Here is a 16633-nt window from a genome sequence, read left to right as displayed (position 1 = left end):
TGCTTCAGGCTCCAGCCGCCATGAAATGTCGGCGCAGCCTGCCGGACGCACCCTTCATGAATTGCACGATAAGGTGGATCTCCGTCAGGAAGGGATGCTTCGTGACGACGAGGCCAATCAGCCACCCCCAGCCCGCACATAGGAGCGCAAGGCCGAACTCAAGCGGGCTCATGTTCATATCCTCCACGTCCGAGATCAGCAGCACCGTGGGACCGGCCAGCGCAAACAGCGTCACGACAAGGCTGGGGTAAACGGCAGATAGGAATTCGGCGATGGTGAAATTCAGATGTTTCCTGGCAAAATATATGGCGATCAGCATCTGCAGCGGCAGGGAGATGAACTGGCTGAGTGCCATTGCCAAAACGCCATATGTGCTTGCCGTGCAAAGTGCCACGCCTGCGACGCTACGAGACAGAAGGCTCGACAGGAAGGCGTCGCGATTTTGCTGCAATGCGAGCAGAAGCGGATTGGTGACGATCACAGCAAACCAGAAGACTGCCGCCAGTGCCATCAGCCGCACCAGAAGAATTGCCTCTTCCCATTGAGATCCCAGGACCAGATGGACGATGCGGTCGGCGGTCACCGCGATCATCAGTACGCCCGGCATATAGAGCACCGACAGGTAGCTCACCGTGTTTAGATATGCCCGCTTGATATCCTTTCCTTCCCGAACGCTGGCCGCAAGCGCCGGGAAAGCCATCGCATAAAATGCCGACATGATGATCCGGTCGGGAATACCGCAGACCGTATTGGCCCGGTTGTAAAGCCCAACGGACGTCATCGATATGACCTTGCCGAGAATGAGCTGCGGAACGTTTTCGTAGATCCGGTCGATTGCCTGGGATGCGCCCTTGAAACGTCCGAATTCGTATACTGCCCTCCATGAAACAAGGCTCGGCTTGCACATCGATGAGAAGGAGAAAGGCGTGAAGAGAATAGTCAGGATCGTGACCGTCACGGCGCTTGTGAGCATGCCCCATCCATAGCTGACATAACCGAAGCCGAGCATTCCAAGGCTGATCGTAACCAGCGCCGAGATCAGTAAGGCGGCAGTCCGGATATTGGCAAGCACGCCAAACGCCATATTGCGCCTGAGGATCGCGACGATCGGCAGCGAAATGACTTCGGCGAAGGCCGACAGCATGACGAGAAACAGAAACAGTGGAAGTTCGGGTGAACCATAGAATGTCGCAATTCTTGGCGAAAGCGCGGCAAGTCCCGCAGCGATCAGAGCGGTTATCAGAAATAGAAGCGTGAAGGATGTTCGCAGATCACAGCGATCGATCTCTCTTTTCGATATCAGGAATTCGGGGGTTACGAACTCCCTGAGCGAGAGCGCGATCGCCCCCAGTCCAATACCAGTCACCGCATGCCCTATCGCATCCGGGGTCAGCAGCCTTGCCATTGTCGCGACCACTGTGACATTGATGATCAAGGCCAGATACTGCTCAATCGATGACATGACGAAGGCGCGGCGAGGAGTGGTCATGCGGTGCTCCAAAGTCCGGTTGCCAAGAGGCTACCCACTATCGTTCGGTTGGGTATTTGCGAGGCTTTGGAGCTGGTAGGGAGTGGATACGCCAAACCCCGATCGCGCCGCGGCACGCATATTTTAGAGATATTTCCTGGTAAGCAGGCGTTCACGCAGAAGCAGCTGCTGTTCGAGGAGCTGATTTTTCCAGTCTTCGTTTACCTGTCTGATCTGCGGCTGGATCGCGATGCGGTTGTCGAGCAATTCATCAAACGTTGTCTTGAGCGCATCGACCGAGAATGTTTCGATGTGGAAACAGTATCGCTCCTGGTTGAAATCCCGCATGAGATCGTCGTTTTTCCGGGCATAGCCAAGCGATATGGTCGGCCGGTCCAGTTTCAGCGAGCAGACCAGATTGTGATACCGCGAAACGATGGCGATATCGACGGTGCTCATCAGGGTCATGATGTCGTGCAACGACCCCGCCAAGCCAATTTCGACGCGTGACAAATCTTCGGCACCGAGTGTTTTCGCAAGCCGCAGGCTGACGTCGTCCATCGCGCTGCGATCGGTCGTGTCTCCCATGGCAAGCCTGACCCGAAATCCTTTTCTCACGAGCCAGCAGACGAAGGTGGAGATTTTTCCGAGGTATTCCTGATAAATCGCTTCCGATTGCGGATCGTTCGCACGCCACCCCCGATAATTCATGATGCCTACGGCGACGGACAATCCGTTGGCCACGTGCTGGTCTTTTTCGGGGTAGGGCGTTGGAAGAGAAAACGCGATGTCCGGATACCGACGATCTTTCGAAACGTCTATGCCGAGCTTTCGCATGAAATCCAGCGAGTAGTCGTCCCGGTAGGACCGGTACGAAGCCATTTTCGCCGCGGAGCGCAGAAACCAGCGGCTCAGCCGGCCTTTAATGGGGCCGGCACCAATGCTGACGAAGGCGATCCTCGTCCCGCATAATCGCGCCACAAGGCACCAGCAGAAGATGACGAAAGGCCAGCCGAATGCCCGTTCCTGAAAGTCGTCGAGAATGCCGGTCCCAGGAATGATCATCACGTCGAAACTGTTGAGCTGCATGGCGGCAATGAAGAACAATGCGAGACGGCGTGGCAGCTTGAGAAGAATCCTGTCCACCGTTCTGGCCCAGCGCGACGAAAGCGGTGGGCCTCCAACGCTCATGGTTCGTATCTTGTAGCGCGTCGCGATCAGTGCGGGATTGGAGCAGATACACACGAGTTCCGCATCGGGCTGCAATCTTCGCAGATATATCAGCATGGCTTCAAGCGAGCCGTCATTGCCGGAATTGCCGGAACCGAATTGTCCAAGCAGACTGATTTTCATCTGATTACCGTGGCCCGAGGCTGTGCCGACCGCACCGCGTAACTGATATCAAACGGGCCGGAACCGGCCACAGCGCCATTCGACGGAAGCTCTAACCCAAATGGCTAGTCGGCCTCAGGTGTCATCCCCCCGAAGGATGCAGGTGGCTCACCCAGCGCTCGACTATCGCCCGATGGCCCGGCCCTTAATATCCAGAACATGAATCCGAACAAGCGCGTTCGCGCCGGGAGAGGTTTTGAACAATGAAGCTCGCCTATTTTGTCCTTCCCCATGTCGGCGGCACCTACTCGGTTTTCAAAAGCCTGCATACCGGCCTTGCGGAATATGGGATCGATGTCCGGTGGTTCGGCATTTGCAGGGACGGTTACGAGCTTCCCGCTGCCATGCAGCAGGAAATCTCGTTTGGGCATCTGCTGAAGATACCGGGCTCGCTGACGGAACGCGGCTGCGCCCAGAGAATGGCAGATGCAATCGGATACGGCGGTTTTGATGGCGTCTTCATCAATGTCCTGGGTGACCGGATGCAGACGAACATAGCGCGCTATCTGCCCGAACATATCCTGCGCATTGTCGTCGTTCACAATATCACCCCGGGAACCTACGCTGCAGCAAGATCGATCCGTGACTATGCCCACGCCACTATCGGCGTGTCTGAGCGCTGCCGTGTCGACCTGGTCGAAGGATATGGCTTCTCGCCGGATCATACCCACGTCATCGAGAATTCGGTGAACACGAACGCATTTTCGGTGAACGATCGTGGCCGTAAACGAGACGAGCCGAAGCTGCGAGCCCTTTTCGTGGGCCGGGTGGAAGACGCGTCGAAGGGCGTGCTGTGGCTTAGGGAAATTCTTGATGCTCTCCCTGAAACGGTGACGCTGACGGTTGCCGGAAGCGGTCCCGACATAGAAAAGCTGAAACGACGGCTCACTGCCCATTGGAATCGGGTGACATATCTCGGTTCCGTATCGCCGGAACGAATTCCGGCGATCATGGCCGAGCATGACGCACTGATCATGCCGTCGCGTTACGAAGGGTTGCCCATGACCTTGATCGAGGCAATGGCCGCAGGGTGCGTTCCGGTTGTTTCCCATATCAGAGCCGTTACCGATACGGTCGTCGACCACGAAATCACCGGGTTCCTGTTTCCCGTCGGCAATTACACCGCCGCGGCAAGCGCGCTTGCTCGCCTTCATGACGACCGGGACCTCCTGGCGCGTATGTCGATTGAGGCTCGAGGCGTCGTTCCCAAACGCTACGGCGTCGAGCGAATGGCCGGTCGCTACAATGATGTGATCCGTTCGATCGCAATGACGCGGCCGAAGCTATCGCCAATGCTCGATATGGATGCATGGGCGATACCGTCCGGACTTCGCCCTGGCCTGCGGACATATCTGCCACTTCCGCTCAAGAACTGGCTGCGGGTCATGCGTGAGCGGCTGTAGTTTCATGCAACTCCTTCCCCCCGATGACAGCCGTCGCCTTCGCGATATCTTGAAGGCATGCCGGGTGACGCGTATCTGCTTGAGCCTACTTTTCTGGCTTCTCGCAGGTTGCGCATCGCTGGCGCAGGACACAGTTTTTCCCTTGAGGGCTGAAGCCCAGCGCCACTATCTGCAGGATGGTCGAGGACGGCCGTTCCTGATGACGGGTGACAGCGCATGGTCGATGATCACCGACCTGTCGCTGGCCGATGCCGATCTCTATCTCGACACGCGCAAGCGGCAGGGTTTCAATACGATCCTGGTATCGTTGATAGAGCACAAGTTCGCACGCAATGCCCCGGCAAATTTCTACCAAGAGGCCCCGTTCCTCGGTGCCGCTTTCGAACAGCCGAACGACGATTATTTCAAACGGGTGGAAATCTTCATCGAAGCGGCCGCACGCCGCAACATGCTGGTTCTTCTTTGTCCGGCCTATCTCGGCGCCGCAGCTGGAGCGGAAGGTTGGTACGGGGAAATGTCGGCTGCCGGGGATGAGAGGCTTAAAGCCTATGGGCGTTATGTTGGCCGCCGCTTTGCGCGGTTCACGAACATCATCTGGGTACAAGGCGGCGACTATGATCCTCCCGACAGGGCGCTGGTGAATGCGGTAGCCGAGGGGATAGCGGAGGAGGCTCCGGATGCGCTGCAAACCGTTCACGCCAACCGGGACACCGTCACCAACGTTTTCTGGGATAAGGCGGGATGGCTGCGCGTGGATACGGTCTACACCTATGGCGACGTGCCTGCCGCCATTTTGGCGCGGCATCGATCGGGGCCGCCCCGGCCATTCTTCCTGATAGAAAGTAAATACGAGGGTGAACACGGCGTCGGCGAAAGCGACATACGCCTTATGGCGTATGGGGCGGTTTTGTCAGGCGCAGGTGGGCAGCTGTTCGGCAATAATCCCATATGGCATTTTTCGGCCGCCGGACTGTTTGATACGTCAGCGACCTGGCAACAGGCGCTTTCCAGCCCCGGCGCGCGCAGCATGAGTGCACTTGTAAACCTGTTTTCACAGCTTGAATGGTGGAAGCTCCTACCGGATCAAGGCGTATTGCTGAAGACCGCGAAGGCTGGCAATGGTCAGGCGTTTGCGGCGCGTGATGCGGATAGAATGTTCGCGGTCGTTTATGTCCGCGACATGCCCGGTATCGCTCTCGATTTCGATTTCCTCGCCGGCGGCGACATGGAGCTTCGATGGTATGACCCATCCAACGGTTCCTTCCAGGAAGATACAGTCCGCTTCAAGGAAGCAGGCGTCCAGGCCGTCGCGGTGCCCCTCCAAGCAAACGGCTCGGGCTCCCACGACTGGGTCGGGGTTCTCACCGAGAGGCAATGATGTGGTTTGGGGGCACGATTTGCAGGACCTGCCGCGCGGTATCTTGCCCGCTTGCCTACGCTTTCCGGTTTCGGATGCGCCATAGGAATGAGGTGGGTAGATCTGCCTACCCCTTCCTTCTCACGATGGTGGAGAACGCTGCTCCATTTGCGTGCATACCCGTGACCACCGAGGTTTCCTAGGATCTTTCCGGGGCTTGAAATCGCGTCGTTGCGATCGCCGATATTTCATTCATTTGTTCAGGGGAGCGGCCATGTCCGGATTGTTCATCAATGCCATCGCGACATTCGTGTTGAGCGTTGCCTTGGTTGTCGTTCTACGACGTCTGACGATTGCCTTTCAGCTTGTCGACCGCCCCGATTCCATCCGGAAACGGCACAAGGGCGCCGTTCCTCTTTGCGGCGGTATCGCCATTTTTGCCGCGTTCATCACTGTCTCCTTCGCGACACTAAAGCCGGAGATTCTTGGGCTTAATTTCTGGCTGGCATTGCTGGTCATTCTTCTCATGGGCGTGGTCGACGATCGCCGGCCTCTTCCGGCAGCCGGGCGCCTTGTCATGCAGCTCGTGATGGCCATTGCTCTCGTCGGTGGTGCCGATATCGGATCCCTGTCCATCGGCGCATTGTTCTCCCAGAATTCCGGGCTGTTTCTTCCCCTGTTCTTCGTCATCGGCGTGCTGTTCGTGACGGGGCTCGTCAATTCGTGGAACATGCTGGACGGTGTGGATGGGCTTGCCGGCGGCACGGCCCTTGTGACGCTGGTCTGGCTGATGTTCGTCGCGAGTTTTGCGGACATGACGCGGCTTGTCGCACCGCTCGAGGCATTGGCGACATGCCTTTGCGCATTCCTGGTTTTCAATATGCGGAGCCCCTGGCGCACGCGCGCAAGCATCTTTCTGGGCGATGCAGGAAGCACCGCTCTGGGTGCGACGATCGCCTATATCATCCTTCTTCTGGCAACAGGGAGCATGGCGGTCACGTTCCCCACATTGTTGTGGGTGGTAATCCTGCCGGTCACCGATACTTTGAGCCTGATCGTTCGGCGCCTTCTGGCATCTCGAAGCCCGATGTCTGCCGATCGCTGGCATCTCCACCATCTCCTTCAGGATCATGGTTTCAGCGCTTCCGCGACAACCAATACGCTGATTGTCGTCTCCGCTATCTGCGGTGGCATCGGCTACGCCGGAATCCGGGCGAATGTTCCGGGTGAGGTTATGGCGCTTGGGTTGATGGTGCCGATCTGCCTGCATACGATCTTCGTCCTGGCGGCAACCGGCAATCTGTCGAAATCGTGGTCACGCCGGGCGCGTTTCGAACTGTTCGCAAAAGGCACGAACGTGGTGAGCCCCAGCCCGGAAACAGCCTTCACATTACCTCTGCCATCTACACTCTTAAAAGATGAGTGAAGGACCGAATGGGCAAGCGTCAAGCCGTATCCCATCCATCTGTGGAGCCAGTCATGGCGAGAAGGCGGTCCCGATTTTCGAAATGGTACAGCGTCGCCTATGTTGCGAAACGTTCATTGACGTATGCGGCTGCGGTCATCCTGACGTTTGTCGGTCTCTACGGCCTGGTACTGGTCTCGGCCGAAGCCTTTCTCGTGGAGAGGGATCTGCCGGTCAATGCGGATATCATCGTCGTGCTCGGCGGTGATGCGCGGCCTCGAGCCGGGCAGGCGGCGGCATTGTGGCGTGAAGGCAAGGCCCCAGCCGTGCTTGCCACGGGATATGGTGATTGCGATTTCGCGCGGCAGACATTGATCGCTGCGGGAGTTGACCCACAGGCCGTCATCACGGAATGCCGTTCCCAAACCACATGGGACAATGCAGCCTTTTCGCAGCCGATCCTGGCGGACAGAGGGGTCAGTCGCGCGATATTGGTGACGAGCTGGTTTCATTCCAAACGCGCCGTAAAGCGGTTTCGCTCTTTCATGCCAGGCATTCAATGGATCTCCGTGCCTGCCGAACGAAGCAAGTCATTTTGGGAGATTGCCGGGGATGCGGATGGTCCGCAGGTCGTCAAGGAATATGCCAAGTCGATTTTCTATGATCTGCGCACAAGTGTCTCCGGCCCCGGGCCAACGCTGCCCCGCGGTATTGCGATGAAAACGAGCAGGCTGCCATGAGCACGCTGCTGGTTTCCTGCCTCACGGCGTGCACGCTCTTCTTGCTGGGATGGGGGATGCTGCGGCCGGAAAGGATCTACGAGTTTCCATTTTTGACGGGCGTCATCACCTTCAGTTTCATCCTGCCTCAGGTCCCCGGTCTGGCCACAGAGAGTTTTCTGCCCGCCGGCGCCTTTGCCAGGACAGCCGTTTTTATGATGCTTTGCCTGTTCATGTGCTGGTGGGGATGGAGCGGCAAGGCGAAGCCATTTTCCTTCTTCCGCATCGACTTCGACGAGGGGCGGCTGCTGATCGTTGCGGCCGTTCTTTCGGTTGCTGGCGCCTATTTCTATTTCAAGCTGAGCCGGCTTCCGGGAGAACTCACCATCGCGGTACAGATGACCGGGGTTCCGGTCATCTACATCTTCTTCTCCCGCCTGCTGAGTTATGGGATGGCGATTGCCGCGCTGTGCATCGTACGCCGATTTTCCTGGTGGACCCTGATTATCCTCGCCTTCGATCTCGTTTTTTATCTCGACCGTATCGTCGTCACCGGCAAGCGCGCGGAGGCGATCGAGCTCATCATGATCTTCGCGCTGGCCTGGTGGTTCTACAGGCGCCGCGCGATCCCGCGCACGCTGATCATCACGGCGATCTTTCTTGGCACGTTGTCGATGAACAGCATGGGTGATTACCGTGCCATCACCAAGGCCAATTCCGCGCCGGTATGGGACGACATCAGCCGCATCGATGTTGTCGGCAATCTTTCCAAGGTGTTGAGAGATGGCGGTGACGAGATGCGCAATGCCATTCTTCGCATCAACAACACGGCGACGACGCTGCAATTCGACTACGGCAAGTTTCACTGGAATCGCCTCGTCTTCAATTTCGTCCCGGCACAGCTTGTCGGCGCCAATGTAAAACAGTCCTTCATGCTTCCCGTTCCCACGATGGCGCGGGACTACGATCCGATCGTCGGGACGACAGAGACCGGCATGGCGGACGCCTTTCAATCCTTCTGGTATCTGGGCGCCTTCAAGTTCTTCATCCTTGCCTATCTCGTTCGCCGGATCTGGGTCACCGCCAACCAGGGAGAGTTCTCGGCGCAGTTTACCTATGTGCTGTCCATCATTCCCTCGATGCACGCCATTTCCCACCAGACCGACTGGGTCCTGATGATCTGGGTGCATATGCTGATGTTTGCAGCACCGGCTCTGTTCTTTGCAGCCATTCCGGCCCGAAGCGGTGTCCGGCACCGATCAGGTCCCATCTCTCTTGCGGCAGGCGGTTAGCAATGTATTCAAGATACGACGATCCGACGTTCAGGCATTCCACGACACCGCTTCCCCGGTTCGGCGGCCCGACATTCGCCGCACGGTTTCGCATCAAGCGGTTGCTCTGGATGATTGTGTGGCGTCTTCTCGCGGCCTGGACGCCGCCGCCCTTCAGGCGCTGGCGCAATTTGCTTCTGCGGCTGTTCGGGGCAGACATCCACCTAAGCGCGACAGTACATGCCAAGGCCTTGATCTGGTGGCCGGGTCATCTTGCGATGGGGCGTTATGCGTCAATCGGGCCGGGGGTGATCTGCTACAGCGTCGACAGGATCACGATCGGTGACTTCGCCTCCGTGTCGCAACGGGCGCATCTCTGCACCGGTTCGCACGACATCCAGGACAGCGCATTTCCGCTGGTAACGAAACCGATCGTCATCGAGGCGAATGCCTGGATCGCGGCAGAAGCGTTTATCGGGCCAGGTGTCGTCGTCGGGGAGGGCGCGGTGCTGGGCGCGCGCGGCGTGACCGCGAAATCCTTGAAACCCTGGACGATCTATGTCGGCAATCCAGCCAGGGCGATAGGACCGCGCCGGCAGGAGGCTGCCGCCTCTTACGCGCTGAGGCGATAGCCGCGCAGGGTGGCATCCGCGATTGCCGGCCAGGTAAATTGCTCAAGGACCATCCTGCGTCCATTCAGGCCCATGGATCGGGCCCGCACCGCGTCGCTCAGAATGACCGCCAATGCCTTGGCGACCTCGACCGGATCGACAGGGACGATAAGGCCGGCATTCGCTTCGCCGACCTCGGGAAAGTGGCACTGGTCGGTAATGACCACGGGCGTGCCGCAGGCAAGGGCTTCCGTGATGGCCATGCTGAACCCTTCCTGCCGGCTCGGCAGGCAGAAACAGTCGGCATCGACCATCGCCTCTATCTTCAACTCACCGTAGACGGGGCCAACCAGATGAACCCTGTGGTCGATATCGAATTTCTCGACGAGAGACATGAAGTCGTCTTGAGCCCCGCCATCCGGCCCGGCCACGACCAGATCGACGTCCGGATACATCTCGCTGATCGCCGCAAAAGCCATGGCGAGAATATCCGTTCCCTTCTTGATATGCAGGCGGGAGAGAAAAAGGATGTAGCGCCTGTTCAGCGGAAGGGACATCTTCTGCTTGAAGAGCCCGCTGTCTGGAAGCGGATCGAATTCTTCGGTGAAGACGCCGTTGGGAATGACAAGCTTGGCGGATCGGAAGCGAAGTGGCTCGATCGCGGCGACCTCATCGGTATTCAGCACATGCAGGAATGCCGCATCGTCGAGCATCCGCCTGTAGCAGAGCCGCAGGGCCAGCTTCTTTTTCCAGGATTTCTGCTGCAGGCTCCAGTGGTCGAGCATTCCCGCGGGGCAGACGCAGTAGGGAATTCCGACCGATTTCGCCAGTTTCGACGCATGTACCAGAAACGGTTCCCACACGCCGTGGATATGGAGGAAGGAAGCCTGTTTCAGGACCTTGCGCAGAAGGCGGCGGCCTTTGAAGCATAAGAGCTTCTCGACCCCATCCGGCTCCGGCAGCAGATGCCACCGTATGCTGGCGAAATTGGGTATGATCGCGCCGATTTCCCGGACCTGCGCCTGTACGGCAGGGCTTCCATAACTGACAACGTGAACTTCAAGCCCCAGGCCGCATTGAGCCGCGGCAATACGCATGGCGACGGCTTGAAGGCCGCCGTTCTTGGGATCAATCGAAGCGATGACGTGAACGATTTTCATCAGCAGGCCTGCCTGTCCTGCAGAGGGGCCAGGTCTTCACGACTGTCGGATCGGTGCGGACCGGAAACCGGCAATGCTGCCAGAAGCCGCTTTCCGTAGGCGTCGACCGTAAAATCCTGGGCGCGGCGCAGGGCATTGGCCGACATCAAGGTGCGCAGGCCATCATTGGCGCCGAGTTGTTCGATGGCCAGCGCGATTGCCGGCGCATCGCAAACCGGCACGACGAAGCCCTCTATACCGTCGCGGACGACACTTCCGGTATTCTCGGTGGTGATGACCGGCAGGCCGGCGGCGAGTGCCTCGTAAACCGCGGTTGCCGATCCTTCGCAGATCGAAGGCAAAAGGAAAACGTCCGCCCAGCGGAACTCGTCGGCGACCTGCGATCTGGGTACGCTTCCCCTCAATTCCACCCATTGCGAAATCCGTTGAGCAATCTCGCCGGGTATCGCCGGCCGCCCGACCATCCGGAACCTCGCAGCGCCGCCGACAAGCCGCGCAGCCTCGGCAACATAAGGGGATCCCTTTCGAAGCCCGACCTCACCCACGGTCAGAACTCTCAATGGGCCCGGCATTCGCGGAGTCCGGTCGATCTTGAAGCTCGGATTGACGCCATAAGGCACCAGGACGCAGCGATCGGCAGCGCCACCTTCTGCAATGACGTTCTTCCGGACGAATTCCGAGGGGCAGACGATGACGTCGGCCAGTGCCCATTCGGCCTTTTCCCGGTCTGCAAATATTTCTGCGTGATGGTTATGTGGCGATGTGGCCGCCCAGTCGGGAAACCGCTCTTTCTCCCGCGCCACCAGTGTTTCGACCACATTGCGCGGCGCGATCATCTGTTCGAGGGCCGTCCACATGCCCCGCTGTTTGGCGGCCTGCATCTGTTCCAGGGCATCGCCGCTGAAGGCGTAGAGACCCGCCGCGCCATGAAATCCATTGCGGGCAACCATCTGCGAGAAAAGCGAGCCGGCCCAGATCGCGTGCGAGGTCTCCTCGATCACATTTTTCGCCTGCATGTGCCGCACCACGGAGCGCAATCCGAAGCTGGAAAAGACGGTCGTAAGATTGGTTGGAACGCCGTTGGGCCGGCGGCCGGCCAGGCGCTTGACGGGGGCCGGAAACATGGCGGTCGGGAACGACGTGACGAGCCGCGGCCATCCCTTTGTCGCGCAGATGTCGGTATAGAAATGGGCCAGTCTTCCTTCCGATGCGAAAATCCTCGGGACTGCATAGTGCATTCGGGCACCCAGCTGACTGACGACGACCTTGCCGTTCATGGTGAAATCTCCTGCGCGATGGAAGTTTTGAGCTGGTGTGCATTCTGAAGCCGCCATATCAGCGCGCACCAGGCGTCTGCCGCCTGATCGCGAGAGTATTCGGCGACCATGAGCCGCCTGGCCGCTTCACCCATTCTCGTGCAGGTGTGGGGATTGTCCCGCAACTCTTCGATGAGTGTGGCGAGGGCGCCGTCGGCGCCGATCATGATGCTTTGGCCACAGGCATGGGCGGCAAGGGCACGGGGGACTTCGCCGTCCGGATCGCCGATAAAAATGCTTGGGCGCCCGGCTGCGAGAATGCCGTAGAATTTGCTCGGGATGATGCAATGTTCGAGCTCCGGCCGGAGCGAGATGAGATGCACATCCGCCACGCACAGACTTTCTGCAAGATCCGAAACCGGCTGTAGCGGTTTAAAGATGACATTATCGAGATCTCGGCTGCGGGCGCTTTCCATGACGGCAGCATGTTGATGGCCGCCGCCGATCAGCAGAAAACGGATGTCGCTGCGATGTTTCAGTCGTTCCGCCGCGCCGATGATCGTCGAAAATTCATGAGCCCGTCCGAAGTTGCCGGAATATCCGATGACGAACGTGTCTCTCAGGCCCCATCTGGCACGTAGGCTATTGATGTCGGCTGAGACTGGGTAAATTTCCTCCGCATCCGAACAATGGTGCATGACCGCAAGCCGGTTTCGCGGCACGCCCTGATGGCGGAGATATTCCGCCATTCTGCCCGTCGGGCAGACCGTGATACCCGGAGAGCCGAGCGACCGGTCACGAAGCCTTGCCACCCATTGCCCCATCCATGGCCAACGCTTGAAGAAACCGAGCTCGATCGCCGTTTCGGGAAACAGATCCATGATCCAGTTCACCATGACGGCTTTCCTGAGCCTGATGGCGATGCTGCTGGTGACGGACAGAAGAGGGGGGTCGGTGCAGACGACAGCGATATCCGCTGCCGAAACATTGCGGAGCAGCCACAGGAACGCGAGAACGTGAAAAAGAACATAGTCGGCGCTGCGGCGGACCAGACCTCGCCGCCCGTGCCTGGCGCTCGCAAGGCGCTTCACCTGTACGCCGTTGATGGTTTCATCGGCTGACAGATAGCTGCCCGGTTGGTTGTGGATTTCGCGGCTCGCCACCGCGACGACCTGAAAACCCCGTTGCGCCAGAGAGAAGGCAATGGATGAAATGACCCGGCTCGTCGCGGACTGGTCGGGGAAGAAATAACGGTTGACCAGGACGATCTTCATCTCTTGTCCCTCCAAGCTTGGCCTGCACATGGCGTCACTCTTGGCGAGACGTCATGGGACAACAAGCTGGCTATAAGGATGAAGGCCGGGGGACAAACCCAATTCAAATCCGGCCGATCCGTTTTGGGCTCTAAATTCGGCTATCGGTATTCATTCGATTGGCGGCTGTCGGCAGATGTTTTTGGAGGCTAGCTGCCGTCATCGACATGCCCCGCATGTCAGTCAAGTTTTACAGGCTGCGCCTGTCGCGAGCCGTCGGTGGGGCCGTGGCAGCCTACGTCATCTGATGGATCCTGTCGCAAGCAATCTAAGCCTTACCGATTGACGACGATGGCAACGGATCTCACGCTAAGCAATTGGTGCTGACCTTGGATGAACATGCCAAGCTCAGCGCATCGGATCTCCTCATCACCCGACGTTGCATCTTGATTAGCCTTTTTTGTTCAGGCTGGCCTCAGCCTACAGCGCCTTCTTTTCCGCCTTTAAGCCGTCTGGTAATGGCGGCAAGAGCGCGTAGGTTGACCGGTATTGGCGTTGTCTTCCGGACTAGTCAGCGCCACCGATGGGCTTGCACGCTAGAGAGGCTGTGCGGGCCTGGCTGGTTCTTGGTCCGCTGAGCAAACTCTCTGTAACCAAAGATAATTCGATCCGCTCGCTGCCCGAAACCTTTTAGATCTCTCTGGTGCCAAGCATATCTGCGTGGCCTCACTGCTTCAATCGAGTGGTTCGATATCTCAACCCATCAGGTACGTCACTCCGTAGATGATCGCAGCCCATACCAAAAGGGAGATAGCGGTCGCTGACGTGAGACTGATTATTCGGAAGATCATGACCCAGCTTCGCTGACATCTAGCGTCGGCGCACCTTGCACCTTTGTCGTAGTCGGATCGGCAAAAAGTGTATCTGTACCGTATGGATCTATGGTGCAGGCTTCTCTCCGCTTGTTACGTCTTTTGGCGGAATTGCTTCTCTGTTGAGCTTGGCGTTCAATCGCCAAGAGGCCAGCGTCTGTGCCTCAGCCCGCAATCATGGTGGCGGGCGGCCCCTCGCGGAGACAGTGCGCGAGGGGCATTTTCATATTCGGCGGCACTTGCTTATATTTTTGTGAATGAGGTTTTCGTTGATTCATCCAAGGATCGGCCTTCGATTGCCTGAGGTGAGATTCGCGCCTTTCACCTTTGATGTAGAAGCATTGAAAATCGTGGGAGAGTGCGTTCGGTTAGGAGCTGTTTGCGCATTCATCAGCAACGTGTCTAGGCTGGGTGCAATAGAGGTAGATGGGTTCAGAGCCCATTGAAACAGCGGCCTCCCAGCGGCCGGCGGATAGAGTTGACAATTGTTTCCCGAGTTTATCTTCATCTCGTAACGGAAAGCCTAGACATATCTTTACTGGTCGTAAAATTTCGGACGCGGAATGTCGCCATCGGTCGGGGCGCATTTAAGCTCTTAGCAAAGACAGTCGCGGGAATTTTCCTAGCCATATCCCCCATATAATAAACGAAAACAGGCACATAATATCGAAGTTTTTGCGTCCGGATTTGTAGTGGCGGGTGGTGGGTTCGTACCCCTTCAATAGCAATGCGATAGGGATTGACGACATGTATCTTGGATCCAAGCAGCATAGAGCCGTATTCGCGTATTTCCTGTCTTCGAACGCGAGAATGAATTCAATGTTCATTGGCCATGGGCAGCCAATCGGCTAGAGGTGGCTTTCTTCAAGCCATGCATCAAAAAATGGCTGACGTGCGAAATCCTGATGGACTTCCTGCAGCAGTGCGCTGTGGCAGAGTGTCTGAGCGCGCCAATAAGCTGTTCCTTGCTTGAACTTAAATCGATACCGCATCCATCTGATCGCGTCGGCCGGTCCTTCAATAGTTGTATCGAGCCTCTCTGCATCACCCACATAAACAGGCCTTGCCCAGGTCAGATTAAATGATACCGAAATGATTTTCCCCATCACTCAGTTTGCCAAACAGGTCGTATTTTTAGCCGGCGCTTAAGATCGCGAAGCTTTACAAGGAGAATGGCCAACGCGGATTGGTGAATCGGAAGAATTGACATGCAGCCGCCTTTCGTGCGCAGGCGGGAGCTGTGCTCTCAGTCATTAGCGCCTACGAGTGACCGGCTAATGATGATGCAAGATACGCCAGTAGATTAGGGGAGTCTATTTTATTCGATTCTATGATTGGGTGCCTCGCAAGCCGGACCAATGGTGGCCTGCAACCTAATGTCAGCCAAAGCTTTTAGGATGGGCTGGGCCGGGTCCCGACGGACGACCAAAGGCTCGCCTGCTTAAACCACGGGTTTTCGCTTCGGTAGAGAATTGGCGTAGCCGGCTGCCTCACCGGAATATGGGAAATCATCGCCAAGTTGAACGCTGCCATCATAGACTTTGAACACAGGTCCCTCGACTTCAACGATCTTATAACCATTCACGTATTCGATCTTTGGTGTTTTCCATGCCATCTTCGGATTTCCTAATTACGCCTGAACAGGCAGCTCGTCCGTGTTCACTTCAAAATGCTTAAGTTTCGCAGGCCCGAAAGCCGTGGTTAGCGCAACATCCGTGGCGTCCCGCCCGGTTGCCATCAGGATGCGACCGATACGTGGCTTATTGTGACGGGCATCAACTGTATGCCAGCGGCCGCCCAGGTAGACTTGGAACCAGGCACTGAAATCCATCGGGTTGACATCTTTCGGCACGCCGATGTCGCCGAGATATCCCGTGCAGTACCGGGCTGGAATGTTCATGCAACGGCAAAGAGTGATGGCTAGATGTGCAAAATCCCGGCACACGCCGGTGCGATCCGTGAAACCACCGAACGCCGTCCTGAGCGGATCGGCATTCTGATAGTTGAAATTGATGCGCTGGTGCGCGAAGTCGAGGATCGATTTTACTCTTGGCCAGCCAAGTGGCGTCGTGGAAAATGTTCTCCAGGCAAAATCTGCCAGGCGGTCCGTATCGCAGTAGCGGCTACCGAGCAAAAACACGAGCACCTCGTCCGGCAGGTCCTTGATCTCATGCTGCCAAGCGTGTTCCGGAAGCGGATCCGGCAATCCGTCGTCGTAAATGTCAAACTCGGTGGAGATCGTCGTCAAACCCGCCGGAGCAACGATGCGGCTGCAGGCGTTTCCGAAGGCGTCGATATAACCCCATGCCTCGATCGGTCGATCAAAACCAATCACCTGTTCGGTGAGAAGATCAGCGCGCCGGGAAGGGTGGATGTTGAGGGCAAGCAGCATTGCCGTCTCATGCTCGCATTCGTAACCCAGGCGAAACCCGGCGCGTATCTTCATGATCTATGCCTTGTGTGGGA

14 protein-coding genes are annotated in these 16633 nt (G+C 57.6%); 6 read left to right on the top strand and 8 right to left on the bottom strand.

The features are described from left to right. Nucleotides 1-4: 4 nt before the first annotated feature. Nucleotides 5-1489, bottom strand: a complete 1485-nt coding sequence (locus FHW37_RS26575) for an oligosaccharide flippase family protein (protein WP_145641864.1) — start codon at nt 1487-1489, stop codon at nt 5-7. A 123-nt stretch (nt 1490-1612) separates the two neighbouring features. Beyond that, nucleotides 1613-2821, bottom strand: a complete 1209-nt coding sequence (locus FHW37_RS26570) for a polysaccharide pyruvyl transferase family protein (RefSeq protein ID WP_145641862.1) — start codon at nt 2819-2821, stop codon at nt 1613-1615. Nucleotides 2822-3063: 242 nt separating this feature from the next. On the opposite strand from FHW37_RS26570, the gene FHW37_RS26565 reads away from it, so the two are divergent. The 6 genes from FHW37_RS26565 (at nt 3064) to FHW37_RS26540 (ending at nt 9647) form a co-directional block, all read left to right on the top strand. Continuing rightward, nucleotides 3064-4263 (top strand): glycosyltransferase family 4 protein, encoded by a 1200-nt coding sequence (locus FHW37_RS26565; RefSeq protein WP_145641860.1) that lies wholly within the window; start codon nt 3064-3066, stop codon nt 4261-4263. A gap of 4 nt (nt 4264-4267) precedes the next feature. Continuing rightward, nucleotides 4268-5641 (top strand): DUF4038 domain-containing protein, encoded by a 1374-nt coding sequence (locus FHW37_RS26560; protein WP_145641858.1) that lies wholly within the window; start codon nt 4268-4270, stop codon nt 5639-5641. A gap of 253 nt (nt 5642-5894) precedes the next feature. Then, complete coding sequence (locus FHW37_RS26555; RefSeq protein ID WP_145641856.1) at nt 5895-7046, top strand: MraY family glycosyltransferase; 1152 nt, start codon at nt 5895-5897, stop codon at nt 7044-7046. Nucleotides 7047-7054: 8 nt separating this feature from the next. Continuing rightward, nucleotides 7055-7765, top strand: a complete 711-nt coding sequence (locus tag FHW37_RS26550; protein ID WP_145641854.1) for a YdcF family protein — start codon at nt 7055-7057, stop codon at nt 7763-7765. Then, the gene (locus tag FHW37_RS26545; RefSeq protein ID WP_186458409.1) at nt 7762-9036 is read left to right on the top strand and encodes a hypothetical protein; all 1275 of its coding nucleotides are present in this window, start codon (nt 7762-7764) and stop codon (nt 9034-9036) included. The genes FHW37_RS26550 and FHW37_RS26545 overlap by 4 nt, the downstream gene beginning before the upstream one ends. Nucleotides 9037-9038: 2 nt before the next feature. Then, on the top strand, nt 9039-9647 hold the full coding sequence (locus FHW37_RS26540; RefSeq protein ID WP_145641852.1) for a putative colanic acid biosynthesis acetyltransferase: 609 nt from the start codon (nt 9039-9041) through the stop codon (nt 9645-9647). Here the strand turns inward: FHW37_RS26540 and FHW37_RS26535 are convergent. From FHW37_RS26535 to FHW37_RS26515, 6 genes are all read right to left on the bottom strand, one after another. After that, nucleotides 9629-10786 carry a glycosyltransferase gene (locus FHW37_RS26535; protein ID WP_145641850.1) on the bottom strand — a complete coding sequence of 386 codons (1158 nt, stop codon included), beginning with the start codon at nt 10784-10786 and terminating at the stop codon, nt 9629-9631. The genes FHW37_RS26540 and FHW37_RS26535 overlap by 19 nt on opposite strands. Next, a complete protein-coding gene (locus FHW37_RS26530) occupies nt 10786-12063 on the bottom strand; it encodes a glycosyltransferase family 4 protein (RefSeq protein ID WP_145641848.1) in 1278 nt (425 codons plus the stop codon). The genes FHW37_RS26535 and FHW37_RS26530 overlap by 1 nt, the downstream gene beginning before the upstream one ends. Then, nucleotides 12060-13316, bottom strand: coding sequence for a glycosyltransferase family 4 protein (locus tag FHW37_RS26525; RefSeq protein WP_186458408.1), 1257 nt, complete (start codon nt 13314-13316; stop codon nt 12060-12062). The genes FHW37_RS26530 and FHW37_RS26525 overlap by 4 nt, the downstream gene beginning before the upstream one ends. Before the next feature lie 1699 nt (nt 13317-15015). Continuing rightward, nucleotides 15016-15273, bottom strand: coding sequence for a DUF982 domain-containing protein (locus FHW37_RS26520; protein ID WP_246690926.1), 258 nt, complete (start codon nt 15271-15273; stop codon nt 15016-15018). Between the two features lie 335 nt (nt 15274-15608). Further along, nucleotides 15609-15782, bottom strand: a complete 174-nt coding sequence (locus FHW37_RS33725) for a hypothetical protein (protein ID WP_186458407.1) — start codon at nt 15780-15782, stop codon at nt 15609-15611. Nucleotides 15783-15797: 15 nt separating this feature from the next. Beyond that, entirely contained in the window at nt 15798-16613 is an 816-nt protein-coding gene (locus FHW37_RS26515) for a transglutaminase-like domain-containing protein (protein WP_145641844.1), read from the bottom strand. Nucleotides 16614-16633 lie beyond the last annotated feature (20 nt).

It is taken from the genome of Neorhizobium alkalisoli (assembly GCF_007829835.1).
Classification (GTDB): Bacteria; Pseudomonadota; Alphaproteobacteria; order Rhizobiales; family Rhizobiaceae; genus Neorhizobium.
Note: the sequence above shows the minus strand (reverse complement) of the source record. Positions and strands in the feature narration are given on the sequence as shown.

Excerpts from the sequence above, each read along its gene's own strand:
- FHW37_RS26575 (WP_145641864.1), bottom strand. The coding sequence starts at position 1,489 with ATGACCACTCCTCGCCGCGCCTTCGTCATGTCATCGATTGAGCAGTAT.
- FHW37_RS26570 (WP_145641862.1), bottom strand. The coding sequence starts at position 2,821 with ATGAAAATCAGTCTGCTTGGACAATTCGGTTCCGGCAATTCCGGCAAT.
- FHW37_RS26565 (WP_145641860.1), top strand. The coding sequence starts at position 3,064 with ATGAAGCTCGCCTATTTTGTCCTTCCCCATGTCGGCGGCACCTACTCG.
- FHW37_RS26560 (WP_145641858.1), top strand. The coding sequence starts at position 4,268 with ATGCAACTCCTTCCCCCCGATGACAGCCGTCGCCTTCGCGATATCTTG.
- FHW37_RS26555 (WP_145641856.1), top strand. The coding sequence starts at position 5,895 with ATGTCCGGATTGTTCATCAATGCCATCGCGACATTCGTGTTGAGCGTT.
- FHW37_RS26550 (WP_145641854.1), top strand. The coding sequence starts at position 7,055 with ATGGGCAAGCGTCAAGCCGTATCCCATCCATCTGTGGAGCCAGTCATG.
- FHW37_RS26545 (WP_186458409.1), top strand. The coding sequence starts at position 7,762 with ATGAGCACGCTGCTGGTTTCCTGCCTCACGGCGTGCACGCTCTTCTTG.
- FHW37_RS26540 (WP_145641852.1), top strand. The coding sequence starts at position 9,039 with ATGTATTCAAGATACGACGATCCGACGTTCAGGCATTCCACGACACCG.
- FHW37_RS26535 (WP_145641850.1), bottom strand. The coding sequence starts at position 10,786 with ATGAAAATCGTTCACGTCATCGCTTCGATTGATCCCAAGAACGGCGGC.
- FHW37_RS26530 (WP_145641848.1), bottom strand. The coding sequence starts at position 12,063 with ATGAACGGCAAGGTCGTCGTCAGTCAGCTGGGTGCCCGAATGCACTAT.
- FHW37_RS26525 (WP_186458408.1), bottom strand. The coding sequence starts at position 13,316 with ATGAAGATCGTCCTGGTCAACCGTTATTTCTTCCCCGACCAGTCCGCG.
- FHW37_RS26520 (WP_246690926.1), bottom strand. The coding sequence starts at position 15,273 with ATGGGGAAAATCATTTCGGTATCATTTAATCTGACCTGGGCAAGGCCT.
- FHW37_RS33725 (WP_186458407.1), bottom strand. The coding sequence starts at position 15,782 with ATGGCATGGAAAACACCAAAGATCGAATACGTGAATGGTTATAAGATC.
- FHW37_RS26515 (WP_145641844.1), bottom strand. The coding sequence starts at position 16,613 with ATGAAGATACGCGCCGGGTTTCGCCTGGGTTACGAATGCGAGCATGAG.